The organism is Dactylosporangium sp. CA-052675, from assembly GCF_050947935.1.
Taxonomy (GTDB): Bacteria; Actinomycetota; Actinomycetes; order Mycobacteriales; family Micromonosporaceae; genus Dactylosporangium.
Map to the genome: position 1 here is coordinate 4,599,748 of NZ_CP192010.1, position 22,629 is coordinate 4,622,376.

Here is a 22,629-nt window from a genome sequence, read left to right on the forward strand (position 1 = left end):
TTCGACGATTCGGCGATTGCTTGGCTGCCACTTCGACGGTAGCGCGGACCGCCGGTCACGGCGCCGGCGCGCGAACGACGGGCCCGCGGGCTGGGTGGCCGAATGCGGGATGCCGTAACGCCGTCCGGCGGTCGACCTGGTCGATGGCCGCCAGCGTGTGCTAATTCGTATTAGCGTCTTGACATCCGCCGATCGGAGCCGCGAAACTCATGGACCATTCGTCCGATCGATCGATCGGAGTATCGAGGCGCTGGGTAACCCCAACTCCCCGGAACAGATGGTCGACAGGGCCACGCGTCGGCATCCAACGGGAGTTCCCGCTCCGAGAGCTCAGGTTCGAGTCGGTCACTTGAAAGGGCAATACATGCGCCGTCTGGTCTCCGCCCTTGCGACAACCGCCGCGTCCGTGGCGCTCGTCGTGACCGCCGCGCTCACCGCCCCGGCGGCGGTCGCCGAGGACGCCCCCGCCTTCGGCGCCCCCGACACCATCGCCGCCGACTACTACGGGGCCCTGCTGCGGCACACACGCTGGGTCGAGACCGTGTGGGACCCGGCGGCGGGCGCCTACCAGCTGACGGACTTCAACTTCGCCGTCGTCCTGGGCAACGCCGTCCTGCTCACGCGCGGCGACTACGACGCCGACCTCGCGGGCGTGAGCAAGGACGTGCTGCGGGCCCACACGCTGGCCACGATCAAGAAGTTCGCCGCGGACAACCGGCTCGTCCGGGCGAACGGCACGTGGGGCAAGAGGCTCTTCTGGGACTCGACATTCGAGTCGTACTTCCTCGACGCCGGCCGGCTGATGTGGAACGACCTCGACGCGGTCACCCAGGCCAACCTCAAGACGATCGCCACGGGCCAGGCGAAGTACACCGCCGATCTGAACTTCGCGCAGGACCCGCTGTCGGGCAGCTGGGACGCGCGGTGGCCCGAGGGCGCCTACCAGGGCGACACGGCGCTGGAGGAGTCCGGCGTCTACACGCAGGCGCTGTCCCCGGGCGTGGCGTGGGCGCCCGACGACCCCGACGCCGGGCGCTGGAGCGAGCAGCTGAACACCTGGGCCCGCAACGCGGCCGGGCAGCCGACCGCGGACCGCAACAACCCGGCCCAGGTGGGCGGGGCGCCGATCTCGAACAACGTGATGCACAACATCAGCGACACCTACCTCGTGGAGAACCACGGGACCTACGCGCCGCACTACCAGTCGGACATCTGGCGCTCGGGCGGCCGCAACTCCATCCAGTTCATCCTCAACGGCCGGCCCGTGCCCGAGGTCCTGCTGCACCAGCCGAACTCGGCCGAGCTGTGGAACTCCCTCCTGCTCGACATGTCGGCGCAGGGCGAGCCCTTCATGCCGATGGTGGCCGACCGCGAGTTCCTGTACGGCCGCGACGTGATCCCGCTGGCGTTCGTCGGCCAGGTCCTGCGCCGGCCCGAGGCGGTCACCGCCGAGCAGCACCTGGCCGCGGGCCTGGCCGCCTACCAGGCCTACGCGCCGGCGAACCGGCTGACGAAGTTCTCCGGCGAGGCGAAGTACGAGCCCGAGGCGCGCGCGGAGATCGCGATCTCCTACCTGCTGCACGAGCACGCGGCCGGCTCGGCCGCCGGGCCCGTGCGGCCGCTGACCGACGCGCAGGCGTTCGCCGCGGCCGCGGGCGTGCGCGACTACGGCGCGAGCGCGGGGATCGTCATGCAGCAGAGCCCGAAGGCGTGGGCGGCCGCCCTCAGCAAGCCCGGGTACGTCAAGTTCCCGTGGGTCCCCGGCCAGGACTCGTGGCTGTTCCAGATCTCGGGCTCGACGCCGTACCTGTACCCCTCGACGGGCGCGAAGGTCGCCTCCCGTGACGTCACGACGTACATCAAGCCGCGCGACGGGTTCGAGGGCACGGCGTCGGTCTTCCAGGTCGGGTCCGGCTACGCGGGACAGGTGACGCTGCCCACGGGCGCGGCGGTCTACGCCTCCACGGGCGCCGGAGCCGACGACGGCATCGTGTCGGTCCGCAACCTCGACATGCGCGGCGCGTTCGGGCTCGACGGCTCGCGGGACTACACGACGGCCGAGGGCACCACCACGGTCGCCCCGGTGGCCAAGATCCCCGCCGACCCGGCCGACGCGAAAGCCGCCCGCGTGGACGAGCTCACGTTCGACGCGCCCACCACCGCCCGGTACGTGCGCATGCTCGGTCAGCAGGGCAACGCCAAGTACGGCTACTCCATGTACGCGCTGCACGCGTACGGCCCCGGCGACGGTTCGGCGACACCCACCGACGTCGCGGCCGGCAAGCCGGCGACGGCGTCGAGCGAGGACACCGCGACCGGATACCTGGCCGCCCGTGTGACCGACGGCAACCCGTCGACCCGCTGGGCCGTCTCGGTCGCCGAGCGCACCCGGGCGGACTCCTGGCTCCAGGTCGACCTGGGCGCCCCGACCAAGCTGGGATCGGTCCGCCTCGCGTGGGAGTCGGCCGCCGGCGCCCGCTATCTGGTCCAGGTCTCCGACGACGGGCAGAGCTGGCGCACGGCCGCGGCCTACGGCAACGCTCCCGCGGACGTCAACGTCGCGCGCCTCGACACCCTGGACCTGACCCCGCCCGGGCAGACGGCACCGGCGCCGGTCACGGCCCGCTACGTGCGGATGCAGGGCGTGCGGGGCAACGCCCAGTACGGCTACTCGCTGTACCACTTCCGGGCGTTCTCCGCCAACGGCACCGACGTCGCGGCCACGCGGCCGGTGACGGCGTCGAGCGCCGACACCGGGTTCCCCGCGAGCGCCGTCACCGACGGCAGCCCGACCACGCGCTGGGCCGTCTCCAAGGCCGACCGGCTCCGCGGCGACTCGTGGATCCAGGTCGACCTCGGCGCGGCCACCGCGGTGTCGCAGGTGCAGCTCGGCTGGGAGTCCGCAGCGGGGCAGGAGTACCTCGTCCAGACCTCGACGGACGGCGTCACCTGGCAGAACGTCGCGCGGCACCGGGAGACCGGCAACCGCGTGCTCGAGTCGCACGGCGGGTGGATCTCCGTCGAGAACAAGGGCGGGTTCGTCGTGCGCGGCTCCGACGCCCCGATCACCGTCTCCCGCGCGAGCGACACCCAGCAGGTGATCCGCCTCGCCGACGGCGGCCAGGGACCGCGCGTGATCGAGATGGTGCCGGGCGCCGCCGCCGCGACGGCCGCGCAGTCCGCGCGGCCCGAGCCCACGACGTCGAACCCCGCCACGCAGGCCGCGCTGATCGACGGCTTCCTCGTCGTGTTCAACCTCTCCGGCGCCGGGGTCACCACCGCGGTCACGATCCCGCACGACGGGGGTGCCGTTGCGCTCTTCGCCGGCACGCAGCGCGTCGGGGCGACGTCGTCCGAGCTGGACGTGACGCTCCGCCCGGGCTCGGCCGTCGTGCTCGCCCCGCGGGCCACCGCGGTGGTGCCGGGCAAGGGTACGGCTCCGGCGGGGCTGACCGCCGTGGTCACCGACGGGCGCACCATCCAGGTCTCCTCCCGCGGCACCGTGCGCTCGGTGCAGCTGCGCAACCTCGAGACCGGGGAGGTGCTGGGCGCGGGCCTGCCGCCGACGGGCATGGTCAAGACGGTGTCGTACCCCTCCGCCCACCCGTACCCGGTCGCGGATCTCGCGCTCGGCGCCGAGACGTTCCCCGCCTCGGTCCTGCCGCAGGGCATGACGTCGCCGTCCCTCGCCGTCGACGGCGAGCCGGGCACGGCCTGGGTTCCGGGACCGGCCGGGCGCATGGTCGTCGATCTGGGGCGCTCCGCCGCCCTCGGCACGGTCCGGCTCGGCTGGAACGGGGCGCAGGCGCCGGCGGCGACCGTGTCGGTCAGCGACGACGGCCTGACGTTCACGAACGTCGGCTCCGTCGCGGCGGGCACGCGGCTGGGCTCGGTCAGGCTGGGCGTCACGGCGCGGTACGTCGCGGTGACCACCACGTGGCACTCCGGTGACGCCGGGCTCAATGCGCTGGAGGTCGGCCCGGGCGCCTGAGGCCTGTCGCGTTCGTACAGTGGCCGCGGTCGCCGACCGCGGCCACTGTTGTCCGCCGGGGCGGCGGTTTACTGTGGCGCGATGCCGCAGAGCGAAGATCGGGTGACGCAGCTGGAGGCGCGGGTCGCCGAGCTGGAGCGGCGCGTTGCGTGGCTCACGGCCAACGCGGGGGCTCCGCGGTTCACGCCCGGGTTCAATCAGGTGTACCGCGCGGACGGCTACGGATACGTGAGCGCGTACTACGTCGGCGGGGCGTCCAGCCGCGTCCGCCTGTTCGTCGGCCCCCAGCACCCGCCCGCGCAGTGCGTCGGCGAGGCCAACTCCGGCGGGAACGTCGACAGCCACGTCGGCGGCGTCGTGCGACCCGGCGAGTACTGGATGCTGGAGTGCACCAAGCCCAACGGCGAGGGCTACCGCGCCGTGTTCACGCCGCTGTTCTGAGCCGGCGATGCCGTCAGCGGGCCGTCGCCGCGCCCTGGCCCGGGTCGATGCGGGCCGGCCCGCGCGCCGACGGTCGCACGTCGAAGTCAAAGATCTCGGTCGGGATGTAGACGGTGGCGCACGAGTTGGGGATGTCCACGACGCCGGAGAGGCGTCCCTCGATCGGGGCGGCGCCGAGCAGCAGGTACGCCTGCTCCGGGGCGTAGCCGAACTTGGTGAGGTAGTCGATGGCGTGCAGGCAGGCGCGCTGGTACGCCAGCTGGGAGTCCAGGTAGCGCTGCTCACCCTCGGCGGTGACGGACAGCCCGGAGAAGGCGAGCCACTGGCTGTACTGCGGCGGGGTGTTGCCGGGGAAGAAGACCGCGTTCTCCTCGACGCCGTAGGTCTGCATGCCGCCCTTGATCAGGTCGACGTGCAGATCGATGAACCCGCCCATCTCGATCGCGCCGCAGAAGGTGATCTCGCCGTCGCCCTGGGAGAAGTGCAGGTCGCCGACGGAGAGGTTGGCGCCGGGAACGTACACCGGGTAGAAGACGCGGGTGCCTCGCGTGAAGTTCTTGATGTCCTGGTTGCCGCCGTTCTCGCGCGGCGGCGCGGTGCGGGCCGCCTCGGCCGCGGCCCGGTCGAAGTCCGCGCCGGAGAGGCTGCCGAGGATCGCGTCGCGGGGCTCGGGCGGCAGCGACAGCGGGGGCACCCGGTCGGGGTCGGTGCTGCGCAGGGCGCCCTCCCGCTCGTTCCACCTGGCCAGCAGTTCGGCCGAGGGGGCGGTACCCATGAGCCCCGGGTGCGTGATCCCGGTGAACGAGACCGACGGCACGTGCCGCGAGGTCGCGCGCTCGCCGCGGAAGTCCCAGATCGCCTTGTACGCGTCGGGGAACTGCTCGGTCAGGAAGCCCCCGCCGTTGCGTCTGGCGAAGATGCCGGTGTAGCCCCAGCCCTGCCCGGCCAGCGGGCCGGAGTCCTCCTGCGGGATCGGGCCGAGGTCGAGGATGTCGACGATGAGCAGGTCACCCGGCTCGGCGCCCCGCACGGCGAACGGGCCGCTGAGCGCGTGCACCACCGACAGCGGCGCGTCGCGGATGTCCTCGGCGGAGTCGTCGTTGCGGATCGCGCCGTCGAACCACTCCCGGCAATGGACACGGAAGCACTGCCCCGGGCGTACCGTCACGGCCGGCGGAATGTCGGGGTGCCAGCGGTTGTGGCCGACCTTCTCCTGGTCGGTGAACCTGCGCGTGGAGTCCAGCGGGAACAGCAGCTCCGGCATCGGTACCCCTTCGTCTCGGGCGTCTCGGGCGTCTCGGCATGGTCGCGGTCAGGGCTTCGGCAGGCGCGCGGTGGCGGGGTGGGCCGGCCGGCGAGGCCCGACCCGCGCGGGCGGCCGGGACACCACGTCGGGCGTCTCCGCGCTGCGCTGCGTCCGCTCGATGTGCGCGGCCAGCGGCCCGGATCCGCGGCCGAGCAGCGGCGCGGTGTAGACCCGCGCCGCCTCGCCGCCGCAGACCCGGCACGGCACACGCGCGGCGGCCGCACCGATCGGGAACGACACGTCGAAGTCGCCGTCGCGCGGGCACCGGTAGCCGTACGTCGCCATCCCGGCTCCCCTCGCCGCGCGCTGCCCGGTCTGCGTTCCGGCCGCGTACTTTCCGGCGCGGACACGGTTAAACCCGCCCGGCCACGGGACCGGTCCACGAGGCTTGCCGCGGCCGGCCCGGCGGTGGCCGTGGTCACCACCGGGCCGGTCCGGCGCTCAGAGCTGGCCCGACGTTCCCGTCGACCAGACCGCCTGGTTCGCGGTCGTGTAGATGACGAGGTTGCCGTCGTCCTGCAGGGACAGGTGCGCGCCGTAGCTGGTCCAGGTGCCGGACGCCCACACCCCGGTCCCGTCGGGCTTGTAGAGCACGAGGTTGCCGTCGCCCTGCATCACCAGGTGGTTGCCGCCGGCGCCGAAGGAGTGCGTGGACCACAGCAGGTGGTAGCCGGGCCCGTAGAGTACGAGGTTGCCGTCGTCCTGCAGCAGCAGGTGGTATCGGCTGTCCGGGGACCGCAGGAAGTACGTCATCGTGATCTGCTGGTTGGTGGTCATCCCGGTCATCCCCGAGAAGTTGGTGGTGTTCAGGTGGCCGCCGGACAGGGTGGCGGCGACCGAACCGTCCGAGCGTTGCAGCACCAGGGCGCCGGTGTTGCGGACGGTGAAGAAGACCGCCCCGCTCTGCGCGGTGTTGGAGGCCCACGCGACGCTGTTGTCGGCGCGGTACACCACGAGGTTGCCGTCGGACTGCATGGCGACCCGGTTGCCCGGCTGGCCGGCGGTGTTCGTGCTCCACCACGGGTACGGGCCGGGGCAGTTGTCCGGCTGCAGGAAGCCGCACGGGCTGGGGCCGTACTCGACGAGGTTGCCGTCCGGCTGCATCAGCACCCCGTAGCGGCCGTCGGCGGAGAGCATGTACCGGCCGCCCGACATGGTTGCCGGCGCGCTCAGCGCGACCGGGCCGATGTAGCCGGCCCCGGCGAACGCCCCGGGGTTGACAGCGGCCGCCGCGGCGGGCGAGGCCGTGCCCGCGACGAGGGCCAGCGCGGCGGCCGCCGCGATGAGGAGATGCCGGCGGAGTCTCTTCATGATGGGAGATCCTTCCTGTGGGCCAGGCCGGCGGCGCGCAGCAGGAAGACGATTCGCAGTCGCATGGGCGGCCGTCCTGGGTTGCCGGTCCGCCGCGTTCGGGCGGGCTCGGTTCAAGGTAGGAATCGGCCCGGATCCCCGGCATCCGTGTCAGCACGTACTCTCCGGATACGTCGGATGCCCGACGTGTCCGGGGAGCCGGTCAGAGGGCGGCGCGGACCGCCCCGGCGAAGGCCCAGAAGGCGGTCGTCGTCGTGTTGCGCCGGCCCGCGCGGGTGTTGGTGGCGAACATCGCCGTGCGCAGCGGCGTCGTCAGCTCGAGCTGGGCTCCCGCGCCGGACAGCGTGCGGTTGACGATGTTCGCCGGGTCGTTGCCGTCGAGCTCACCGACCGCGCCCGCGTCGACCGCGGTGAAGCCGGCCGCGACGAGCTGGTTGCGCAGTGCCGTGCGCAGCGCCGCGTCGCCGCCGCCGACGAGGACGGCCTGGGTGCCCTCCGGGAAGCCCGCCTGGCTCGGCGTGCAGCCGTGCAGCGACACGGCGCGCGTGGCGCCGCCGCAGATCGAGCGGGCGTAGGGGTCGTCGCAGTGCGTCGAGGTGACGTGCAGGACCCCGTTGTTCGATGCGCGCAGGCCTTCGAACATCCAGAAGTCGTACAGCGCCCCGCCCGTCGCCGCCATCGTCGCGGGATGGTAGCCGGCGATCGCGAGGCAGAGCTCCGATGTGCCGGGCTCGATCCCGCCGCCGTGCGGCGCCACGATCGCCGTCCCGGGCAGCGCGGGCGAGGTGGCGGTCTCGCTGTCGTCGACGGCCGCGTGCCGCCGGAACCGCCGCCCCCAGTCGCTACCCTCCACGAGCGCCGGATCGGCGTAGAGCGCGGTGTTGGACGGATACACGTCCGCCGCCGCGGCCGCCTGAACCGAGAGCGCGGGCGCCGCCAGGGCCGCCCCACCGATCGCCGCGAGCACAGCCCGCCGTTGCATACCCATGACGCCGAGGCTACTGAACCCGATCGATTCCCGCAGTCCCGCGCCGACGGCACCTCCTGCCCGGCGAGCGCCCTGCGGCGGCATCGTTGCCGATGCCGCCGCAGGGCGCTGCGCGCAGCTCCCACTGCGGGTCGGCCGGCCCGGAGGCCGGGGCGTCAGGGCGCCGTGACGCGAGTCCGCCGGCGGCTCACGAACGGGTCCAGCGCTGGTTGGTGGCGCCGGTGCAGGTCCACAGCTGGACGGGCGTGTTGTTGGCGGTGCCCGCGCCGCTCACGTCGAGGCACAGCCCGGACTGCACGCCGGTGATGGTGCCGTCGGCGTTGACGTTCCACTGCTGGTTGGTCTGGCCGTTGCAGTCCCAGATCTCCACCTTGGTGCCGGGCGAGGTCTGGTTGTTGTACGCGTCCAGGCACTTGCCGAGCACCTGCAGCTGCTTGGCACCGGTGAAGGTCCACTGCTGGTTGGCGCCGCCGTTGCAGTCCCAGATCACCAGCTGCACGCCGTTGGTCGTGCTGCCGTTGGGGTCGTCGAGGCAGCGGCCGGACGCTGTGCCCCGGATCGTCGTCGTGGAACCGCCGCCCGGATTGCCGGTCGTACCGCCCGCGACCCGGTACATCACCACGCCGTGCCCGGGCACGCTCGCGGTGATCGCACCGCTGGTGGTGCTGGTCGCCCCGCTCCACAGGTCGGTCAGCGAATAGGACGACGCGCCGGACTTGCCGATCGCGGCGGCGGTGGTGCTGATCGTCGCGGTGGTGGTGTTCTCGTTGAACAGCACCACTGACACGTCGCCGTTCGCGAGCGGCTTGGCCAGCACGTCGAGCCCCCCGGAGGAGCTCACCATCCGGCCCTGCTTGCCGGCCGGGTCCTGGTCGACCGCGATCACCGCCTTGTTGCCCAGGATCGACAGCGTCGTGGAGCTCGCGTTGACCAGGTTGTTGCCGGCCAGGAGCGGCGCGGCCATCTCGGCCCACAGGCTGAAGTGCGCGCGGTCCTCGGTGGCGGACATCCCGTTGCCGACCTCGAGCATGTCGGGGTCGTTCCACTGGCCGGGGCCGGCGTAGGCGGCGAGGCCCACGTTCTGGTGGAAGATGTTCAGCACACTGCCGAAGTTGGCCTGGATGTCGCCGGTGGTGCGCCACAGGTTGCCGACGCCGGCCGCCCAGGTCCACGGCGCGTTGACGCCCCATTCGCAGATGCTGTACACGATCGGGCGCCCGGTGGCCGCGAGCGCGTCCCGCATCGCCGAGTAGCGCGAGATGTACTGCTGGGTCGTCGAACTGCCGTTGTTGAAACAGTTGTCGTACTTGAGGTAGTCGACGCCCCAGGCCGCGAAGCTGCGCGCGTCCTGGGCCTCGTGCCCGAGGCTGCCCGGGTAGCCGGCGCAGGTCTGGGTCCCGGCGTCCTCGTAGATGCCGAGCTTCAGGCCCTTGCTGTGCACGTACGCCGCGGTGCCGGAGATGCCGTCGGGGAACTTGGCGTAGTCGGGCTGCAGGTTGCCGCTCGCGTCGCGGCTGTGCTGCATCCAGCAGTCGTCGATGTTCACGTACTGGTAGCCCGCGGCCGCCAGCCCGGACGAGACGATCTTGTCGGCGGTCTGCTTGACCAGGGCCTCCGAGACGTTGCAGCCGTACGCGTTCCAGTCGTTCCACCCCATCGGCGGGGTGAGTGCCAGGTTGTTGGCCAGCGCCTGGGCCGGTTCGGCCGTGCGCACCCCGATGAACCATACGGCGGCACCGGCCGCGAGCAGCAATGCCACCGCGCGGGCCGGCCAGAGCCGCTGTCGCACACGCATGATCTCTCCCTCGATTGAGTCGGCTCGGCTGCGCTACTGCAGGGATACGTCGTCGAGGTAGAGACCGTCGGTGCCGGCGGCCGTCTCGACGTAGAGCGTGGCGCCGGTCAGCGTGCCCGTCCACGAGACCGTGGCGGTGCCGGTCAGCTGGGTCCAGCCGCCGGTGTTCACCGTGGCGGCCGGAGTGAGCTGCACATAGCTGGTCGTGCCGTTCGCGGTCAGGGCGAGCGTCACCTTCGCGCTCGGTGTGCCGCTCTGCGCGCGGACCCACGCGCTGGTCGTGTAGCTCTTGCCGTTGGTCAGCTTCGACGTGACGTCCTGGGCCGGGCCGTTCCACGCCGCGGTGCGGCCGGTGATCTGCAGCGACTGGCTGCCGCCGTGGGCGACCGAAGCGGCCGCGAGGGTGCCGGCGCCGAAGACCGACCAGCCGCTGGTGCCGCTCTCCATGGTGCCGTTGGCGAGCAGGTTGCCGCCGCCGTTGTCACCACCGCCGGTGCCGGTGAACTGCCACCAGTTGACGTTGAAGAGGTTGCCGGACCCGCCGGTGTACTTGAAGTACAGGTCGTGGGTGCCGGTTGCGCCGCTCACCGGGCAGGTGACGGTGGTCCAGGTCTGCCAGCCCCCGGTACCGGCGACGGTGCAGGTGCCGACCAGAGTGCCGTTGAGGCTGTCCAGGTGCAGCTCGATGCGTCCGCCGCTGGTCGCCGAGGCGACCCGTGCGCTGAACGACGTCGCGCCGGCGCCGAACGCGACGCCCTTGACCTTGATGTTGTCGCCGTTCTCGATCCAGCCGACGTTCATGCCGCCCTCGCTGGACGGCTCGGTCTCCACGCCGTTCTCCCAGGCGATGGTCTCGGCCTCCTGGCGCACGTACGGGTTCAGCGTGCCCACCTGCGGCGCGCCCGTCGTGGTCATGTTCATCGTCGGGATGGTGCCGTCGGCGTTGTAGCTGAACTTCTCCACGGCCACCGAGCGGGTGTAGCCGCTGCCGCCGGGCAGGGCCCCGTTGTGGTAGAAGAAGTACGACCCGCCGTTGAAGTCGATGACGCCCGGGTGGTTCGTGAAACTTGCACCCTGGGTCGGCATGACGGTGCCGCGGAAGGTCCACGGCCCGGTGGGCGACGTGGCGGTCGAGTAGGCGATGTATTCCGAGCAGCACTTCGCGGCGAAGACGTTGTAGTACAGGCCGTTGCGCTTGTAGACCCAGGGGCCCTCCTCGAACAGCGTCGGGCGGCTGGTGTTGCCGGTGCGGGTGCCGAACCCGGCGGTGGTCAGCGGGATCTGGGCCGGGCTGCCGGAGGTCGAGATCATGTCGGCGTTGAGCTTCACGTACCACAGGTGAGGGTTGCCGTAGTACAGGTACGCCTGCCCGTCGTCGTCGATGAAGACCGTCGGGTCGATCTCGGAGTTCTGGATCAGCGGCCGGCCCAGGGCGTCGTGGAAGGGGCCGGTGGGGTTGTCGGCGACGCCGACCCCGATGGCGTTGCTGCCGTTGGCCATGCGCACCGGCACGTACCAGTAGAACTTGCCGTTGCGGTACACGGTCTGCCCGGCCCAGGCGTCCGAGCTCGCCCAGCTGAACGTGGACAGGCTCATCGGCGATCCGTGGTCGGTCCAGTTCACCATGTCGGAGGAGGACCAGACCCGCCAGTCGCGCATGGTGAAGTACGTCGAGTTGTCCTCGTCGTGCCCGGTGTACAGGTAGACCCGGCCGTTGTAGACCAGCGGCGCGGGGTCGGCGGTGTAGATCGTCTGCACGATCGGGTTGTCGGCCCGGGCCGGGGCGGCCGGGATGAGTCCGGCCAGGCTCAGCAGGCCGGCGGCCGCTACGAGCGCGCGCCGGATGGAAGGTTTCACGGAACGCTCCTGGGGTGATTTGTGATCGCTCACATGGCGCGTGGCGGGCGCGGATGAGCGTCGGCGTCGGGATGTCAGGGAACCTTGCCAGAATCGCCCACAGCATTCAAGTGAGTCGTTGTCCGGAGCCGGTGCGACCATTCCCGGGGTGGCTGCATAACGCTTTTTGACGTACTGGATTCGGAACTTTTGCGGAAAAAGTGTTATGGCGGTAGGGCGTGGAAGGTCGGCGGTCCGCCATTGCGGAATTTCACGCGGGAATGGCCGTCAAGGCTTGAAAGGGCGGGCCCGATCTGGCAATCTCATCGATCTCGATGCCTGACGGACGGCCGCGTTGACGCACCGCTGTTAGCGCTAACAAACAGTGAAGTCCCTACCGCCAGAAGGACTTACCTCATGCATGCCCTTCTTCATCGCAACGCGCCCGGAGCCACGCGGCGCCGGTCCGCGACGGCCTTCGCCGCCGTGCTCGTGCTGGCCGCGGCGGCCGCCGTCGCGCTACACATCGCCCCGGCCGCCGCCGCCACGGTCGACACGAGCGCCTGGTACACCCTCGTCAACCGCAACAGCGGCAAGGCGATCGACGTGTACAACTCGGCCACCAACGACGGCGCGCGCATCACCCAGTGGACCCGCAACAACGGCGCGAACCAGCAGTGGCAGTTCGTCGACTCCGGCGGCGGCTACTACCGCCTCAAGTCGCGCTCGTCGGGCAAGGTGCTCGACGTCTACAACCTCTCCACCGCCGACGGCGCGAGCATCGTGCAGTGGGCCGACGGCAACGGCGTCAACCAGCAGTTCCGCCTGGCCGACTCCGACGGCGGCTACGTGCGGCTGCTCAACCGCAACTCCGGCAAGGCGGTCGAGGTGCAGAACGCGTCGACCGCGGACGGCGGCAACATCGTGCAGTACAGCGACTGGGGCGGCGCCAACCAGCAGTGGCAGCTGGTGCGCGCCGACGGCGGGACCAGCCCGACGCCGAGCACCTCGGCGCCGGCCGGGCAGTTCACCAACCCGGTGGTCTGGCAGGACTTCGCCGACGGCGACATCATCCGCGTCGGCGACGCCTACTACTACTCCGCCTCGACCATGCACTACTCGCCGGGCGCGCCGATCCTGCGCTCCTACGACCTCGTGCACTGGGAGTACGCCGGGCACTCCGTGCCGAGCCTCGACTTCGACTCCAACGCCTACAACCTCAGCGGCGGCCGGGCGTACGTCAAGGGCATCTGGGCCTCGACGCTGAACTACCGCCCGAGCAACAGCACCTACTACTGGCTCGGCTGCGTGGAGTTCAACCGGACCTACGTCTACACCGCCTCGGCCGTCGACGGAACCTGGTCGAAGAAGGCCCGGATCAACTCCTGCTACTACGACGCCGGCATGCTCATCGACGACAACGACACCATGTACGTCGCCTACGGCAACAGCACCCTCAGCGTCGCGCAGCTGTCGGCGGACGGGACGAGCCAGGTCCGCTCGCAGCAGGTGTTCACCGCGCCGTCCGGCATCACCCTCGAGGGCTCGCGGTTCTACAAGCGCAACGGGTACTACTACATCTGGGTCACCCGCCCCGCCAACGGGCAGTACGTGCTGCGCTCCTCCAGCCCGTGGGGCCCGTACGAGATGCGCCAGGTCCTGCTCAACACGCCCGGCCCGATCTCCGGCGGGGGCGTGCCGCACCAGGGCGGGCTCGTGCAGACCCAGAACGGCGACTGGTACTACATGGCGTTCACCGACGCCTACCCGGGCGGCCGGGTGCCGACGCTCGCGCCGATCACGTGGAGCGGCGACTGGCCGGTCCTGCAGACCGTCAACGGCGCGTGGGGCGCGAACTACCCGAGGCCGAACATCACCACCTCGAAGACCGTCAAGCCGATGATCGGCACCGACACGTTCACCACCGCCGCGCTCGGCCCGCAGTGGGAGTGGAACCACAACCCGGACAACACCAGGTGGTCGTCCGGCAGCGGCCTGCGGCTGCAGACCGCGACCGTGACGAACGACCTGTACTCGGCCCGCAACACGCTGACCCAGCGCATCCAGGGCCCGTCCTCGACGGCGACCGTCGAGCTGGACTACTCGGCGATGGCCGACGGGGACCGCTCCGGCCTGGCCATGCTGCGCGACTCCTCGGCCTGGATCGGCGTGCAGCGCGACAACGGGTCGACCCGCGTCACGATGGTGAACGGCCTGACCATGGACGGCAGCTGGAACACCACCGGCACGGGCTCGGTGGCGGCCTCGGCCGCCGTCACCGGCGGCCGGATCTGGCTGCGGGCCACCGCCGACATCCGGCCCGGATCCGGGCGGCAGGCCCGGTTCTCGTACAGCACCGACGGCGTCACCTTCACCGCCCTGGGGCCGGCGTTCACGCTCAACAACGCCTGGCAGTTCTTCATGGGGTACCGCTACGCCGTCTTCAACTACGCCACCAGGTCGCTCGGTGGCGCCGTCACCGTGCGCTCGTTCACTCAGACCGCTTAGGAGTTCCCGTGCACAGCAGAGCACTCGGCGCCGTGCTGGCGGCGACGGTCGTGGCAGCGGGGGTGGTGGTCGCCGTCAACGCGACCTCCGCCTCGGCGGCGACCGTCGACACCACGGCGTGGTACACCCTCGTCAACCGCAACTCCGGCAAGGCCCTCGACGTGTGCGGCGCGTCCACCGCGGACGGCGCGTGCATCCAGCAGTACAGCCGTTCCGGCGGGCAGAACCAGCAGTGGCAGTTCGTCGACTCCGGTGGCGGCTACTACCGGCTCAAGGCCCGCCACTCGGGCAAGGTCCTCGACGTGTACAACTTCTCCACCGCCGACTCCGCCAAGCTCGTGCAGTGGACCGACGGCAACGGCACGAACCAGCAGTTCCGCCTCGCCGACTCCGACAGCGGCTACGTGCGGCTCATCAACCGCAACTCCAGCAAGGCCGTCGAGGTGCAGGGCGCCTCCACCGCCGACGGGGGAGCGGTCGTGCAGTACAGCGACTGGGGCGGCACGAACCAGCAGTGGCAGCTCGTCCGCGTCGACGGCACGACCCCGACCACGCCGGGCAACACCGGCGGGGGCTGTTCGCTGCCGTCGTCGTACCGGTGGTCGTCGACGGGTGCGTTGGCGAGTCCGGCGAACGGGTGGGTGTCGTTGAAGGATTTCACCAATGTTGTCTACAACGGCAAGCATCTGGTGTATGCCACGACGCATGATACGGGTTCGTCGTGGGGGTCGATGAATTTCGGTCTGTTCACGAACTGGTCGGACATGGGTTCGGCGAGTCAGAACCGGATGAGTTTCAGTGCGGTGGCGCCGACGTTGTTCTATTTCGCGCCGAAGAACATCTGGGTGTTGACGTACCAGTGGGGTGGGACGGCGTTCTCGTACCGTACGTCGAGTGATCCGTCGAACCCGAATGGCTGGTCGGCGCAGCAGACGTTGTTCACGGGGAGTATTTCCGGGTCGGGTACGGGTCCGATCGATCAGACGATCATCGGTGATGCCTCGAACATGTATCTGTTCTTCGCCGGGGACAACGGCAAGATCTATCGGGCGAGTATGCCGATCGGGAATTTCCCGGGCAGTTTCGGCTCCAGTTACACGCAGGTGATGAGCGACTCGACCAACAACCTGTTCGAGGGGGTGGAGGTCTACAAGGTGCAGGGTCAGAACCAGTACCTGATGCTCGTGGAGGCGATCGGTGCTCAGGGCCGGTACTTCCGGTCGTTCACGGCGAGCAGTCTGGGTGGTTCGTGGACGCCGCAGGCGGCCAGTGAGAGCAACCCGTTCGCGGGCAAGGCCAACAGCGGCGCGACGTGGACCAACGACATCAGCCACGGTGACCTGGTCCGTACCAACCCGGACCAGACCAAGACGATCGACCCGTGCAATCTGCAGCTGCTGTACCAGGGCCGGTCCCCGAGCTCCGGCGGCGACTACGGGCTGCTGCCGTACCGCCCGGGCGTGCTGACCCTGCAGCGCTGAGCGTTCCTCGGCGTAGTCCGGTGGTCGCAGGCGGATCGGCTCGCCTGCGACCACCCGTCGGGGGTCCCGCGACGACCCACACGTATGACGGATCGAGAGGTACCGCCATGTCCTCCTTGTTCCTGTCCCGCCGCGGTCTGCTGACCGTGGCCGCCGCCTCCACCGCGGCGACCGTCGCCGGGCTGTCGAGGCCCGGCGCCGCCACGGCCACCAGCGGCCCGCAGAGCTACACCGCGGCCTGGTCGTCGGTCGACCAGCACCCGCCCGCCCCCGAGTGGTTCCAGGACGCCAAGTTCGGCATCTACTACCACTGGGGCGCCTTCAGCGTCCCGGCGTTCGGCAGCGAGTGGTACCCGCGCAACATGTACAACAACGGCTCGAACGAGAACAACCACCACAAGGCCGTCTACGGCGATCCGTCGGTGTGGCCGTACCACAACTTCATCAACGGGGCCCGCGACAAGGCCGGCAACTTCGTGCAGTTCGCGCCCAAGCTCGCCTCCGCCGGCGGCAACTTCGACCCCGGCGCGTGGGCCCAGTTGTTCGCCGACGCCGGCGCGAAGTTCGCCGGCCCGGTCGCCGAGCACCACGACGGCTTCTCCATGTGGAACAGCAGCGTCAACGAGTGGAACTCGGTCGCCAAGGGGCCGCGCCTGGACCTGCTGCGGCTGCACGCCGACGCCATCCGGGCCAAGGGGCTGCGGCTGTACGTCTCGCTGCACCACGCCTACAACTTCACCGGCTACTACCAGTGGGTCCCGCAGCAGTCCGACGCGAGCCTGCGCAAGCTCTACGGCCAGCTGGGCGCGGCCGAGCAGCAGCTGTGGTACGACAAGCTGCGCGAGGTCATCGACGGCTACCAGCCCGACATCATCTTCCAGGACTTCAACCTCGGCCAGGTGACCGAGGCGCAGCGGCTGAACTTCCTGTCGTACTACTACAACCGCGCGGTCGCGTGGAACAGGGACGTGGCCGCCACCTACAAGGACGGGTTCAACAACCGCGGCGAGGTGTACGACTTCGAGCGCGGCGGCCCGGCCGACATCCAGAGCCCGTACTGGCTCACCGACGACAGCGTCTCGAGCTCGAGCTGGTGCTACACCGACGGCATCGGCTACTACCCGGCCACCGCGCTGCTGCACGCCCTGCTCGACCGGGTCAGCAAGAACGGCACGATGGTGCTCAACATCGCCCCGATGGCCGACGGCACCATCCCGTCCGGGCAGCGCAGCATCCTGCTCGCGATCGGCGAGCACCTCAAGCGCTTCGGCGAGTCGGTGTACGCGACCCGGGCCTGGACCGTCTTCGGCGAGGGCCCGACGCAGATGGGCGGCGGCTCCTTCCAGACGCCGCGCACCGGCACCGCCCAGGACATCCGGTTCACCCGCAGCAAGGACAACCGGGTGCTGTACGCCACCGTGCTGGGCTGGCCCGGCAGCACGCTGCACATCACGACGCTGAGCTCGAACCGGATCAACCTCGGCTCGCTCAGCGCCGTGGAGCTGCTCGGCTCGACGGCCGGCACGGCGATCAACCTGCCGACCCGCACCCAGGACGGCTCCGGCCTGCACATCACGATGCCCTCGTCGAGCGCTCCCTACAGCGCCGGGGCGTACGTGGTCCGGCTGACGTTCTCGGGCCAGATCCCGGCCCTCGGCAGCGGCGGGACCACGACCGGCTGGGTCCGCATCGCCAACGCCACGACCGGCCTGGTGCTCGACAGCGGCGGCAGCGTCGCGTCCGGGTCGGTGCTCAAGCAGTGGAACTACGACGGCAGCACGAACCTGCAGTGGCAGATCGTCGACCTGGGCACCGGCTACGTGCGCATCGTCAACCGCACCAACGGGATGGTCGCCGACAGCTGGGGCAACACCGCCAACGGGGCGAACGCGATGCAGGCGGCCTGGAACGGCGGCAACAACCAGCAGTGGCGGCTCAACAGCGTCGGCAACGGGCGCTACCAGATCATCAACCGCGGCACCGGCACCGCCCTCGACGGCGCCGGCAACGCCACCGTCGGGTCCACGGTCGTGCTGTGGGCGCCGAACGGCAGCACCAACAACCAGTGGACCATCACCGCCGTCTGAAGGGGTGCCACCCGTGCTACGCAACAAACCTCTCGCCGCGCTGGCCGGTGTGCTGCTGGCCGCGGCCGGCGTCGTCGTCGCGGCCGCCGGGCCGGTCGCGGCCGCCACCTCCATCACCGTCAACGGCTCCTCGGGCGGCCGGACGTTCGACGGCGTCGGCGCGGTCAGCGGCGGCGGCGGCAACAGCCGCCTGCTCATCGACTACCCCGAGCCGCAGCGCGCCCAGATCCTCGACTACCTGTTCAGCCCGGCCTACGGCGCCGCCCTGCAGATCCTCAAGGTCGAGATCGGCGGCGACACCAACTCCACCAGCGGCTCGGAGCCCAGCCACGCGCACTTCCGCGGCGACCTGAACTGCAACCGCGGCTACGAGTGGTGGATCATGGAGCAGGCCAAGGCCCGCAACCCCGGCATCAAGCTGGCCGGCCTGGCCTGGGGCGCGCCGGGCTGGATCGGCAACGGCAACTTCATGTCCACCGACATGATCGACTACCTGATCTCGTGGCTCGGCTGCGCGAGACAGCACAACCTCACCATCGACTACCTCACCGCGGCCCAGAACGAGAAGCGGACCGACGCCAACTGGACCATCAGCCTGCGCAGCGCGCTCAACGCCAACGGGTACAGCGGCGTGAAGATCATCTTCGGGGACGACTACCCCGGCAGCTGGAACCCGGCCAACGCCGTGGCGAGCAACGCGTCCCTGCGCAACGCCATCGACGTGCTCAGCGGGCACTACCCGTGCGGCTACCTCAGTGCCCAGACCACCTGCACGGTGTCGGCCAACGCCCTCAACTCCGGCGAGACGCTGTGGGACAGCGAAGGCGGCTCGCAGGACTACAACGACGGCGCCAAGCCCCTCGCGCGGGGCATCAACCGCGGCTACATCGACGGGAAGATGACCGCCTACCTCAACTGGGACCTCATCGCCGCGATCACCCCGAACCTGCCGTGGAGCACCGTCGGGCTGGTGCTGGCCAACCAGCCGTGGTCGGGCTGGTACGCCGTCGGCAAGGACACCTGGGCCCTCGCCCACACCACCCAGTTCACCGCGCCCGGCTGGAAGTACCTCGACTCCTCCAGCGGCTACATCGGCGGCAACCGCGCCAACGGCAGCTACGTCAGCCTGAAGTCGACGAACAACACCGACTACAGCACCATCATCGAGACCATGGACGCGAGCGCCGCGCAGACGCTCAACTTCACCGCCACCGGCGGGCTGTCCACCGGTACCGTGCACGTCTGGTCGACCAACCTCAACTCCGGCAACGCCGCGGACCAGTTCCGCCACGCCGCCGACATCACGCCCACCGGGGGCGCGTACTCCCTGACCGTCCAGCCCGGCTACCTGTACTCCATCACCACCACGACCGGACAGGGCAAGGGCACCGCGACCAGCCCCGCCCAGGGCGCGCTGGCGCTGCCCTACACCGACACCTTCGACGGCTACGGCGCCGGCCGGCTGCCCAAGTACCTGCAGGACATGCAGGGCGCGTTCGAGACCGCCGCGTGCGGGGCCGGCCGCTCCGGCCTGTGCCTGCGGCAGTCCTCGCCCCAGGCCCCGATCACCTGGAAGACCCTCGCCGACCCCAGCACCTACGGCGGCAACCTGTCCTGGGCCAACTACACCGTCTCCGCCGACGCGCTGCTGGAGAAGTCCGGCTACGTCCAGCTCGAGGGCCGCGTCGGCGGCCAGAACCTCGACCCGATCGGCAACCAGAACGCCTACTACCTGCGCGTCACCGACGGCGGCGCCTGGTCGATCCTGCGCAACAGCAGCGGCGGCAACCTCACAACCCTTCGCAGCGGTACGGTCGCGGCGCTGGGCCTGAACCGCTGGCACAGTCTGGCGCTCGGCTTCTCGGGCAGCACGATCACCGCGGCCGTCGACGGGACCACGGTCGGCACCGTCACCGACGGCGCCTACGGCTCGGGCCAGGTCGGCTTCGGCACCAGCCAGGGCGAGACCGCACAGTTCGACAACCTGTCCGTCGTGGCCGGCCCCGGCGGCTCCGGCGGTGCCACGGCCCCGCTGCGCAACCTCAACGCCGGCCGCTGCCTCGACGTCCCGTCCCAGGCCCAGACCAACGGCACCCGGCTGGCGCTGTGGGACTGCAACGGCGGCACCAACCAGCAGTGGACGCTCACCGGCGGCAAGCAGCTGCAGGTGTACGGCACCAAGTGCCTCGACGCCGAGGGCGCGGCGACGACCCCCGGCACGAGGGTCGTCATCTGGGACTGCAACGGCCAGGCCAACCAGCAGTGGAACGTCAACGCCGACGGCACCGTCACCGGCGTGCAGTCCGGCCTGTGCCTCGACGCGAGCGGTGCCGGGACGGCCAACAGCACCCCGGTGATCCTGTGGACCTGCAACAACGGCAGCAACCAACTGTGGACCCGGAGCTGATCCGGGGAAGGGGAAGGTGCTCGATGCCCAGACGTGGCATGTTCTCATCGGCCATCGCGGTGGCGGCGGTCCTCGTCGCGGTCGCCGCCGGCCAGGCGCTGACCGGTGGTGGTGACGGCACCGCCGTCGCCGCGCCGGGCGCCGCCCAGGCCGCGACCGCCGGGTGCGGCAAGGCGCCGGCGCTGGCCAGCGGCACGCACTCGGTGCAGAGCAGCGGCCAGAACCGCACGTACATCCTGAGAGTCCCGGACAACTACAACAACAGCCATCCGTACCGGTTGGTCTTCGGGCTGCACTGGCTGAACGGCTCCGCCGCCGCGGTCGCCTCGGCCGGGTACTACGGACTGCAGCCACTGTCGAACAACAGCACGATCTTCGTGGCGCCGCAGGGCATCAACAACGGCTGGGCCAACACCAACGGCCAGGACCTGACCCTCGTGGACGATCTGACCAGGCTCGTCGAGGGTGGCCTCTGCGTCGACACGACCCAGGTCTTCGCGTTGGGCTGGAGCTACGGCGGCGCCATGAGCTACGCGATCGCCTGTGCCCGTCCGACGGTGTTCCGTGCCGTTGCCGTGCTGTCCGGGGCCAACCTCAGCGGATGCAACGGCGGCACCCAGCCCGTCGCCTACTTCGGCATCCACGGCACCCACGACAGTGTGCTCAACATCAGCAACGGGCGGTCGCTGCGCGACACGTTCGTGCGGAACAACGGCTGTACGCCGCAGAGCCCGCGCGAGCCGGCGCAGGGCAGCCTGACCCACATCACCACCACCTACACCGGGTGCCGTCCGGGCTACCCGGTCCAGTGGGCCGCGTTCGACGGCGACCACACCCCCAGCCCGGTCGACGGGTCGGGCACCCCCAACGACGCCAGAACGTGGACCTCCGGGGAGATCTGGAAGTTCTTCGCACAGTTCGAGAACACCTCCCCGCCGAGTTCGGCACCCGCGTCGTCCACCCCGCCGAGCAGCGCGCCGCCGAGCTCTCCGCCCGTCAGCGGCGGGCCCGGCACCGGCACCTGCACCGCCACCTACCGGGCCGTCAACAGCTGGCCCGGCGGCTTCCAGGGCGAGGTCGTCGTGGCCAACAACGGCTCCACCACGCTCAACGGCTGGACCGTACGCATGACCCTCGCCGGCGACCAGGCGATCAGCAGCCTCTGGGGCGGCGTCAACACCGCGTCCACCGGCAGCATCACGGTCAGGAACGCCTCCTACAACGGCACGCTCGGCGCGAACGCCACGACGACGTTCGGGTTCGTCGCGACCGGTAGCAGCACCGCGTCACCCGGCAACGTCACCTGCGCCAGTCCCTGATCGACGCACGCCTCGCAGGCCGCCCCGCCCGGGGCGGCCTGCGACACCTGACGCCGGCGTATCCCGGTGGCCGGGTCCCCGGCGGCTCGTCGCATCCGCCGGCGGTCACGACCCGGCGGCCGGGTTGCGCGCGGTGGCGCCGGTGCCCGCACGGCGCCGGGCCGCCGCGACCCTCTTGGTGGTGTCCCGGATCACCAGCTGCGGCGGGAGGGCGCGGTCGGGGTCCTGGCCCACCAGTCCGCCGTGCCCGGTGATGGCGTCGAGCTCCAGCAGTGCCGTGACACAGCGCCGGCCGATCTCGTCGTAGTCCTGCCGGACCGTGGTCAGCGGCGGATGGAGGTAGGCCGCCGCCGGGATGTCGTCGAAGCCCACGACGCTGACGTCGTCGGGCACGCGGATGCCCCGCTCGGCGAAGGCGCGCAGGACCCCGACGGCCATCTGGTCCCCGGCGGCGAAGACCGCCGTCACGTCCGCGCGGCGGGCCAGTTGCAGCCCGGCGGCGTAGCCGGACTCCGCGCTCCAGTCGCCCTCGAGCATCGACGGCGACGGACGGCGGAATGCGCGATGGGCCGCACGCCAGCCCGCGATGCGGCTGTGCGTCTCCGGCCAGTCGTGCGCGCCCGACACGTGCCACACCTGCGCGTGCCCGAGCCGCAGCAGGTGCGACACCGCGGCCCGGGCTCCCGCGGCCTGGTCCGCGACGATCGCGGGGACCGTCCCGGACGTGTCGGACTGGATGGCGACGACGGGCACGTTCCCGGCGAGCCGCAGCAGCGCGGTCGGCGGGAGCGACGCGGCGGCGATGACCCCGGTCACGGACTGGCTCGCCAGGGTGGACAGCGCCGCGGCCACGGTGTGCTGGTCGGCCCGGCGCAGCGACTCGACCCGCAGGCTGTAGCCCGCCATGCGCGCGGCGCGCTCGATGCCGAGCAGCGCCGAGGAGGCTCCGTACACGGTCCGGTCGCGGGCGATCACGCCGATCACCCGAGACCGGACGCGCTCGGGCTGACGCCGGTCCGTTGGGAGCACATTCGCGAATATATTCGGAAGTGTTAGCGTTCACTACCGCGATGTCAACCGGCGTCCTCGGGCGAGCGCGGCGGCTGTCCGCTCGTCGTTCGGGCAGGCGTGCACCGTGAGCCGGCTGCGGGACGTGATC

At 70.8% G+C, this 22,629-nt stretch carries 14 protein-coding genes; 7 read left to right on the top strand and 7 right to left on the bottom strand.

All coding sequences use genetic code 11. The annotated features are described in order from the left end of the window. Positions 1-364: 364 nt before the first annotated feature. Together ACQP1P_RS21125 and ACQP1P_RS21130 are read left to right on the top strand one after the other, a co-directional pair. Positions 365-3,991, top strand: coding sequence for a discoidin domain-containing protein (locus ACQP1P_RS21125; RefSeq protein WP_433088630.1), 3,627 nt, complete (start codon positions 365-367; stop codon positions 3,989-3,991). 81 nt (positions 3,992-4,072) lie between these two features. After that, complete coding sequence (locus tag ACQP1P_RS21130; RefSeq protein ID WP_433088632.1) at positions 4,073-4,432, top strand: hypothetical protein; 360 nt, start codon at positions 4,073-4,075, stop codon at positions 4,430-4,432. Between the two features lie 13 nt (positions 4,433-4,445). Here the strand turns inward: ACQP1P_RS21130 and fmdA are convergent, their stop codons facing one another. From fmdA to ACQP1P_RS21160, 6 genes are all read right to left on the bottom strand, one after another. Continuing rightward, entirely contained in the window at positions 4,446-5,696 is a 1,251-nt protein-coding gene (fmdA, locus tag ACQP1P_RS21135; RefSeq protein ID WP_433088634.1) for a formamidase, read from the bottom strand. Positions 5,697-5,744: 48 nt separating this feature from the next. Continuing rightward, on the bottom strand, positions 5,745-6,023 hold the full coding sequence (locus ACQP1P_RS21140; protein ID WP_433088636.1) for a zinc ribbon domain-containing protein: 279 nt from the start codon (positions 6,021-6,023) through the stop codon (positions 5,745-5,747). A gap of 156 nt (positions 6,024-6,179) precedes the next feature. Beyond that, on the bottom strand, positions 6,180-7,049 hold the full coding sequence (locus ACQP1P_RS21145; RefSeq protein ID WP_433088638.1) for a hypothetical protein: 870 nt from the start codon (positions 7,047-7,049) through the stop codon (positions 6,180-6,182). Positions 7,050-7,251: 202 nt separating this feature from the next. Continuing rightward, positions 7,252-8,037, bottom strand: coding sequence for a poly-gamma-glutamate hydrolase family protein (locus ACQP1P_RS21150; RefSeq protein ID WP_433088640.1), 786 nt, complete (start codon positions 8,035-8,037; stop codon positions 7,252-7,254). A 187-nt stretch (positions 8,038-8,224) separates the two neighbouring features. After that, positions 8,225-9,832 (bottom strand): glycoside hydrolase family 27 protein, encoded by a 1,608-nt coding sequence (locus ACQP1P_RS21155; RefSeq protein WP_433088642.1) that lies wholly within the window; start codon positions 9,830-9,832, stop codon positions 8,225-8,227. Between the two features lie 33 nt (positions 9,833-9,865). Beyond that, on the bottom strand, positions 9,866-11,689 hold the full coding sequence (locus tag ACQP1P_RS21160) for a family 43 glycosylhydrolase (RefSeq protein ID WP_433088644.1): 1,824 nt from the start codon (positions 11,687-11,689) through the stop codon (positions 9,866-9,868). Positions 11,690-12,085: 396 nt separating this feature from the next. On the opposite strand from ACQP1P_RS21160, the gene ACQP1P_RS21165 reads away from it, so the two are divergent. The 5 genes from ACQP1P_RS21165 (at position 12,086) to ACQP1P_RS21185 (ending at position 21,470) form a co-directional block, all read left to right on the top strand. Then, positions 12,086-14,176 (top strand): family 43 glycosylhydrolase, encoded by a 2,091-nt coding sequence (locus ACQP1P_RS21165; RefSeq protein WP_433088646.1) that lies wholly within the window; start codon positions 12,086-12,088, stop codon positions 14,174-14,176. 8 nt (positions 14,177-14,184) lie between these two features. Continuing rightward, complete coding sequence (locus tag ACQP1P_RS21170) at positions 14,185-15,657, top strand: non-reducing end alpha-L-arabinofuranosidase family hydrolase (RefSeq protein ID WP_433088648.1); 1,473 nt, start codon at positions 14,185-14,187, stop codon at positions 15,655-15,657. A 107-nt stretch (positions 15,658-15,764) separates the two neighbouring features. Further along, positions 15,765-17,744 carry an alpha-L-fucosidase gene (locus tag ACQP1P_RS21175; RefSeq protein WP_433088649.1) on the top strand — a complete coding sequence of 660 codons (1,980 nt, stop codon included), beginning with the start codon at positions 15,765-15,767 and terminating at the stop codon, positions 17,742-17,744. 13 nt (positions 17,745-17,757) lie between these two features. Next, positions 17,758-20,151 (top strand): ricin-type beta-trefoil lectin domain protein, encoded by a 2,394-nt coding sequence (locus tag ACQP1P_RS21180; protein ID WP_433088651.1) that lies wholly within the window; start codon positions 17,758-17,760, stop codon positions 20,149-20,151. Positions 20,152-20,174: 23 nt separating this feature from the next. Continuing rightward, positions 20,175-21,470, top strand: coding sequence for a cellulose binding domain-containing protein (locus ACQP1P_RS21185; protein ID WP_433088653.1), 1,296 nt, complete (start codon positions 20,175-20,177; stop codon positions 21,468-21,470). Positions 21,471-21,575: 105 nt separating this feature from the next. Here the strand turns inward: ACQP1P_RS21185 and ACQP1P_RS21190 are convergent, their stop codons facing one another. Then, a complete protein-coding gene (locus ACQP1P_RS21190) occupies positions 21,576-22,499 on the bottom strand; it encodes a substrate-binding domain-containing protein (protein ID WP_433088654.1) in 924 nt (307 codons plus the stop codon). Positions 22,500-22,629: the final 130 nt, after the last annotated feature.

What these genes read in the sequence shown, in the direction of transcription:
- ACQP1P_RS21130 (WP_433088632.1), top strand. Translation starts at nt 4,073, where the DNA reads ATGCCGCAGAGCGAAGATCGGGTGACGCAGCTGGAGGCGCGGGTCGCC.
- ACQP1P_RS21165 (WP_433088646.1), top strand. Translation starts at nt 12,086, where the DNA reads ATGCATGCCCTTCTTCATCGCAACGCGCCCGGAGCCACGCGGCGCCGG.
- fmdA (WP_433088634.1), bottom strand. Translation starts at nt 5,696, where the DNA reads ATGCCGGAGCTGCTGTTCCCGCTGGACTCCACGCGCAGGTTCACCGAC.
- ACQP1P_RS21150 (WP_433088640.1), bottom strand. Translation starts at nt 8,037, where the DNA reads ATGGGTATGCAACGGCGGGCTGTGCTCGCGGCGATCGGTGGGGCGGCC.
- ACQP1P_RS21155 (WP_433088642.1), bottom strand. Translation starts at nt 9,832, where the DNA reads ATGCGTGTGCGACAGCGGCTCTGGCCGGCCCGCGCGGTGGCATTGCTG.
- ACQP1P_RS21140 (WP_433088636.1), bottom strand. Translation starts at nt 6,023, where the DNA reads ATGGCGACGTACGGCTACCGGTGCCCGCGCGACGGCGACTTCGACGTG.
- ACQP1P_RS21175 (WP_433088649.1), top strand. Translation starts at nt 15,765, where the DNA reads ATGTCCTCCTTGTTCCTGTCCCGCCGCGGTCTGCTGACCGTGGCCGCC.
- ACQP1P_RS21145 (WP_433088638.1), bottom strand. Translation starts at nt 7,049, where the DNA reads ATGAAGAGACTCCGCCGGCATCTCCTCATCGCGGCGGCCGCCGCGCTG.
- ACQP1P_RS21125 (WP_433088630.1), top strand. Translation starts at nt 365, where the DNA reads ATGCGCCGTCTGGTCTCCGCCCTTGCGACAACCGCCGCGTCCGTGGCG.
- ACQP1P_RS21185 (WP_433088653.1), top strand. Translation starts at nt 20,175, where the DNA reads ATGCCCAGACGTGGCATGTTCTCATCGGCCATCGCGGTGGCGGCGGTC.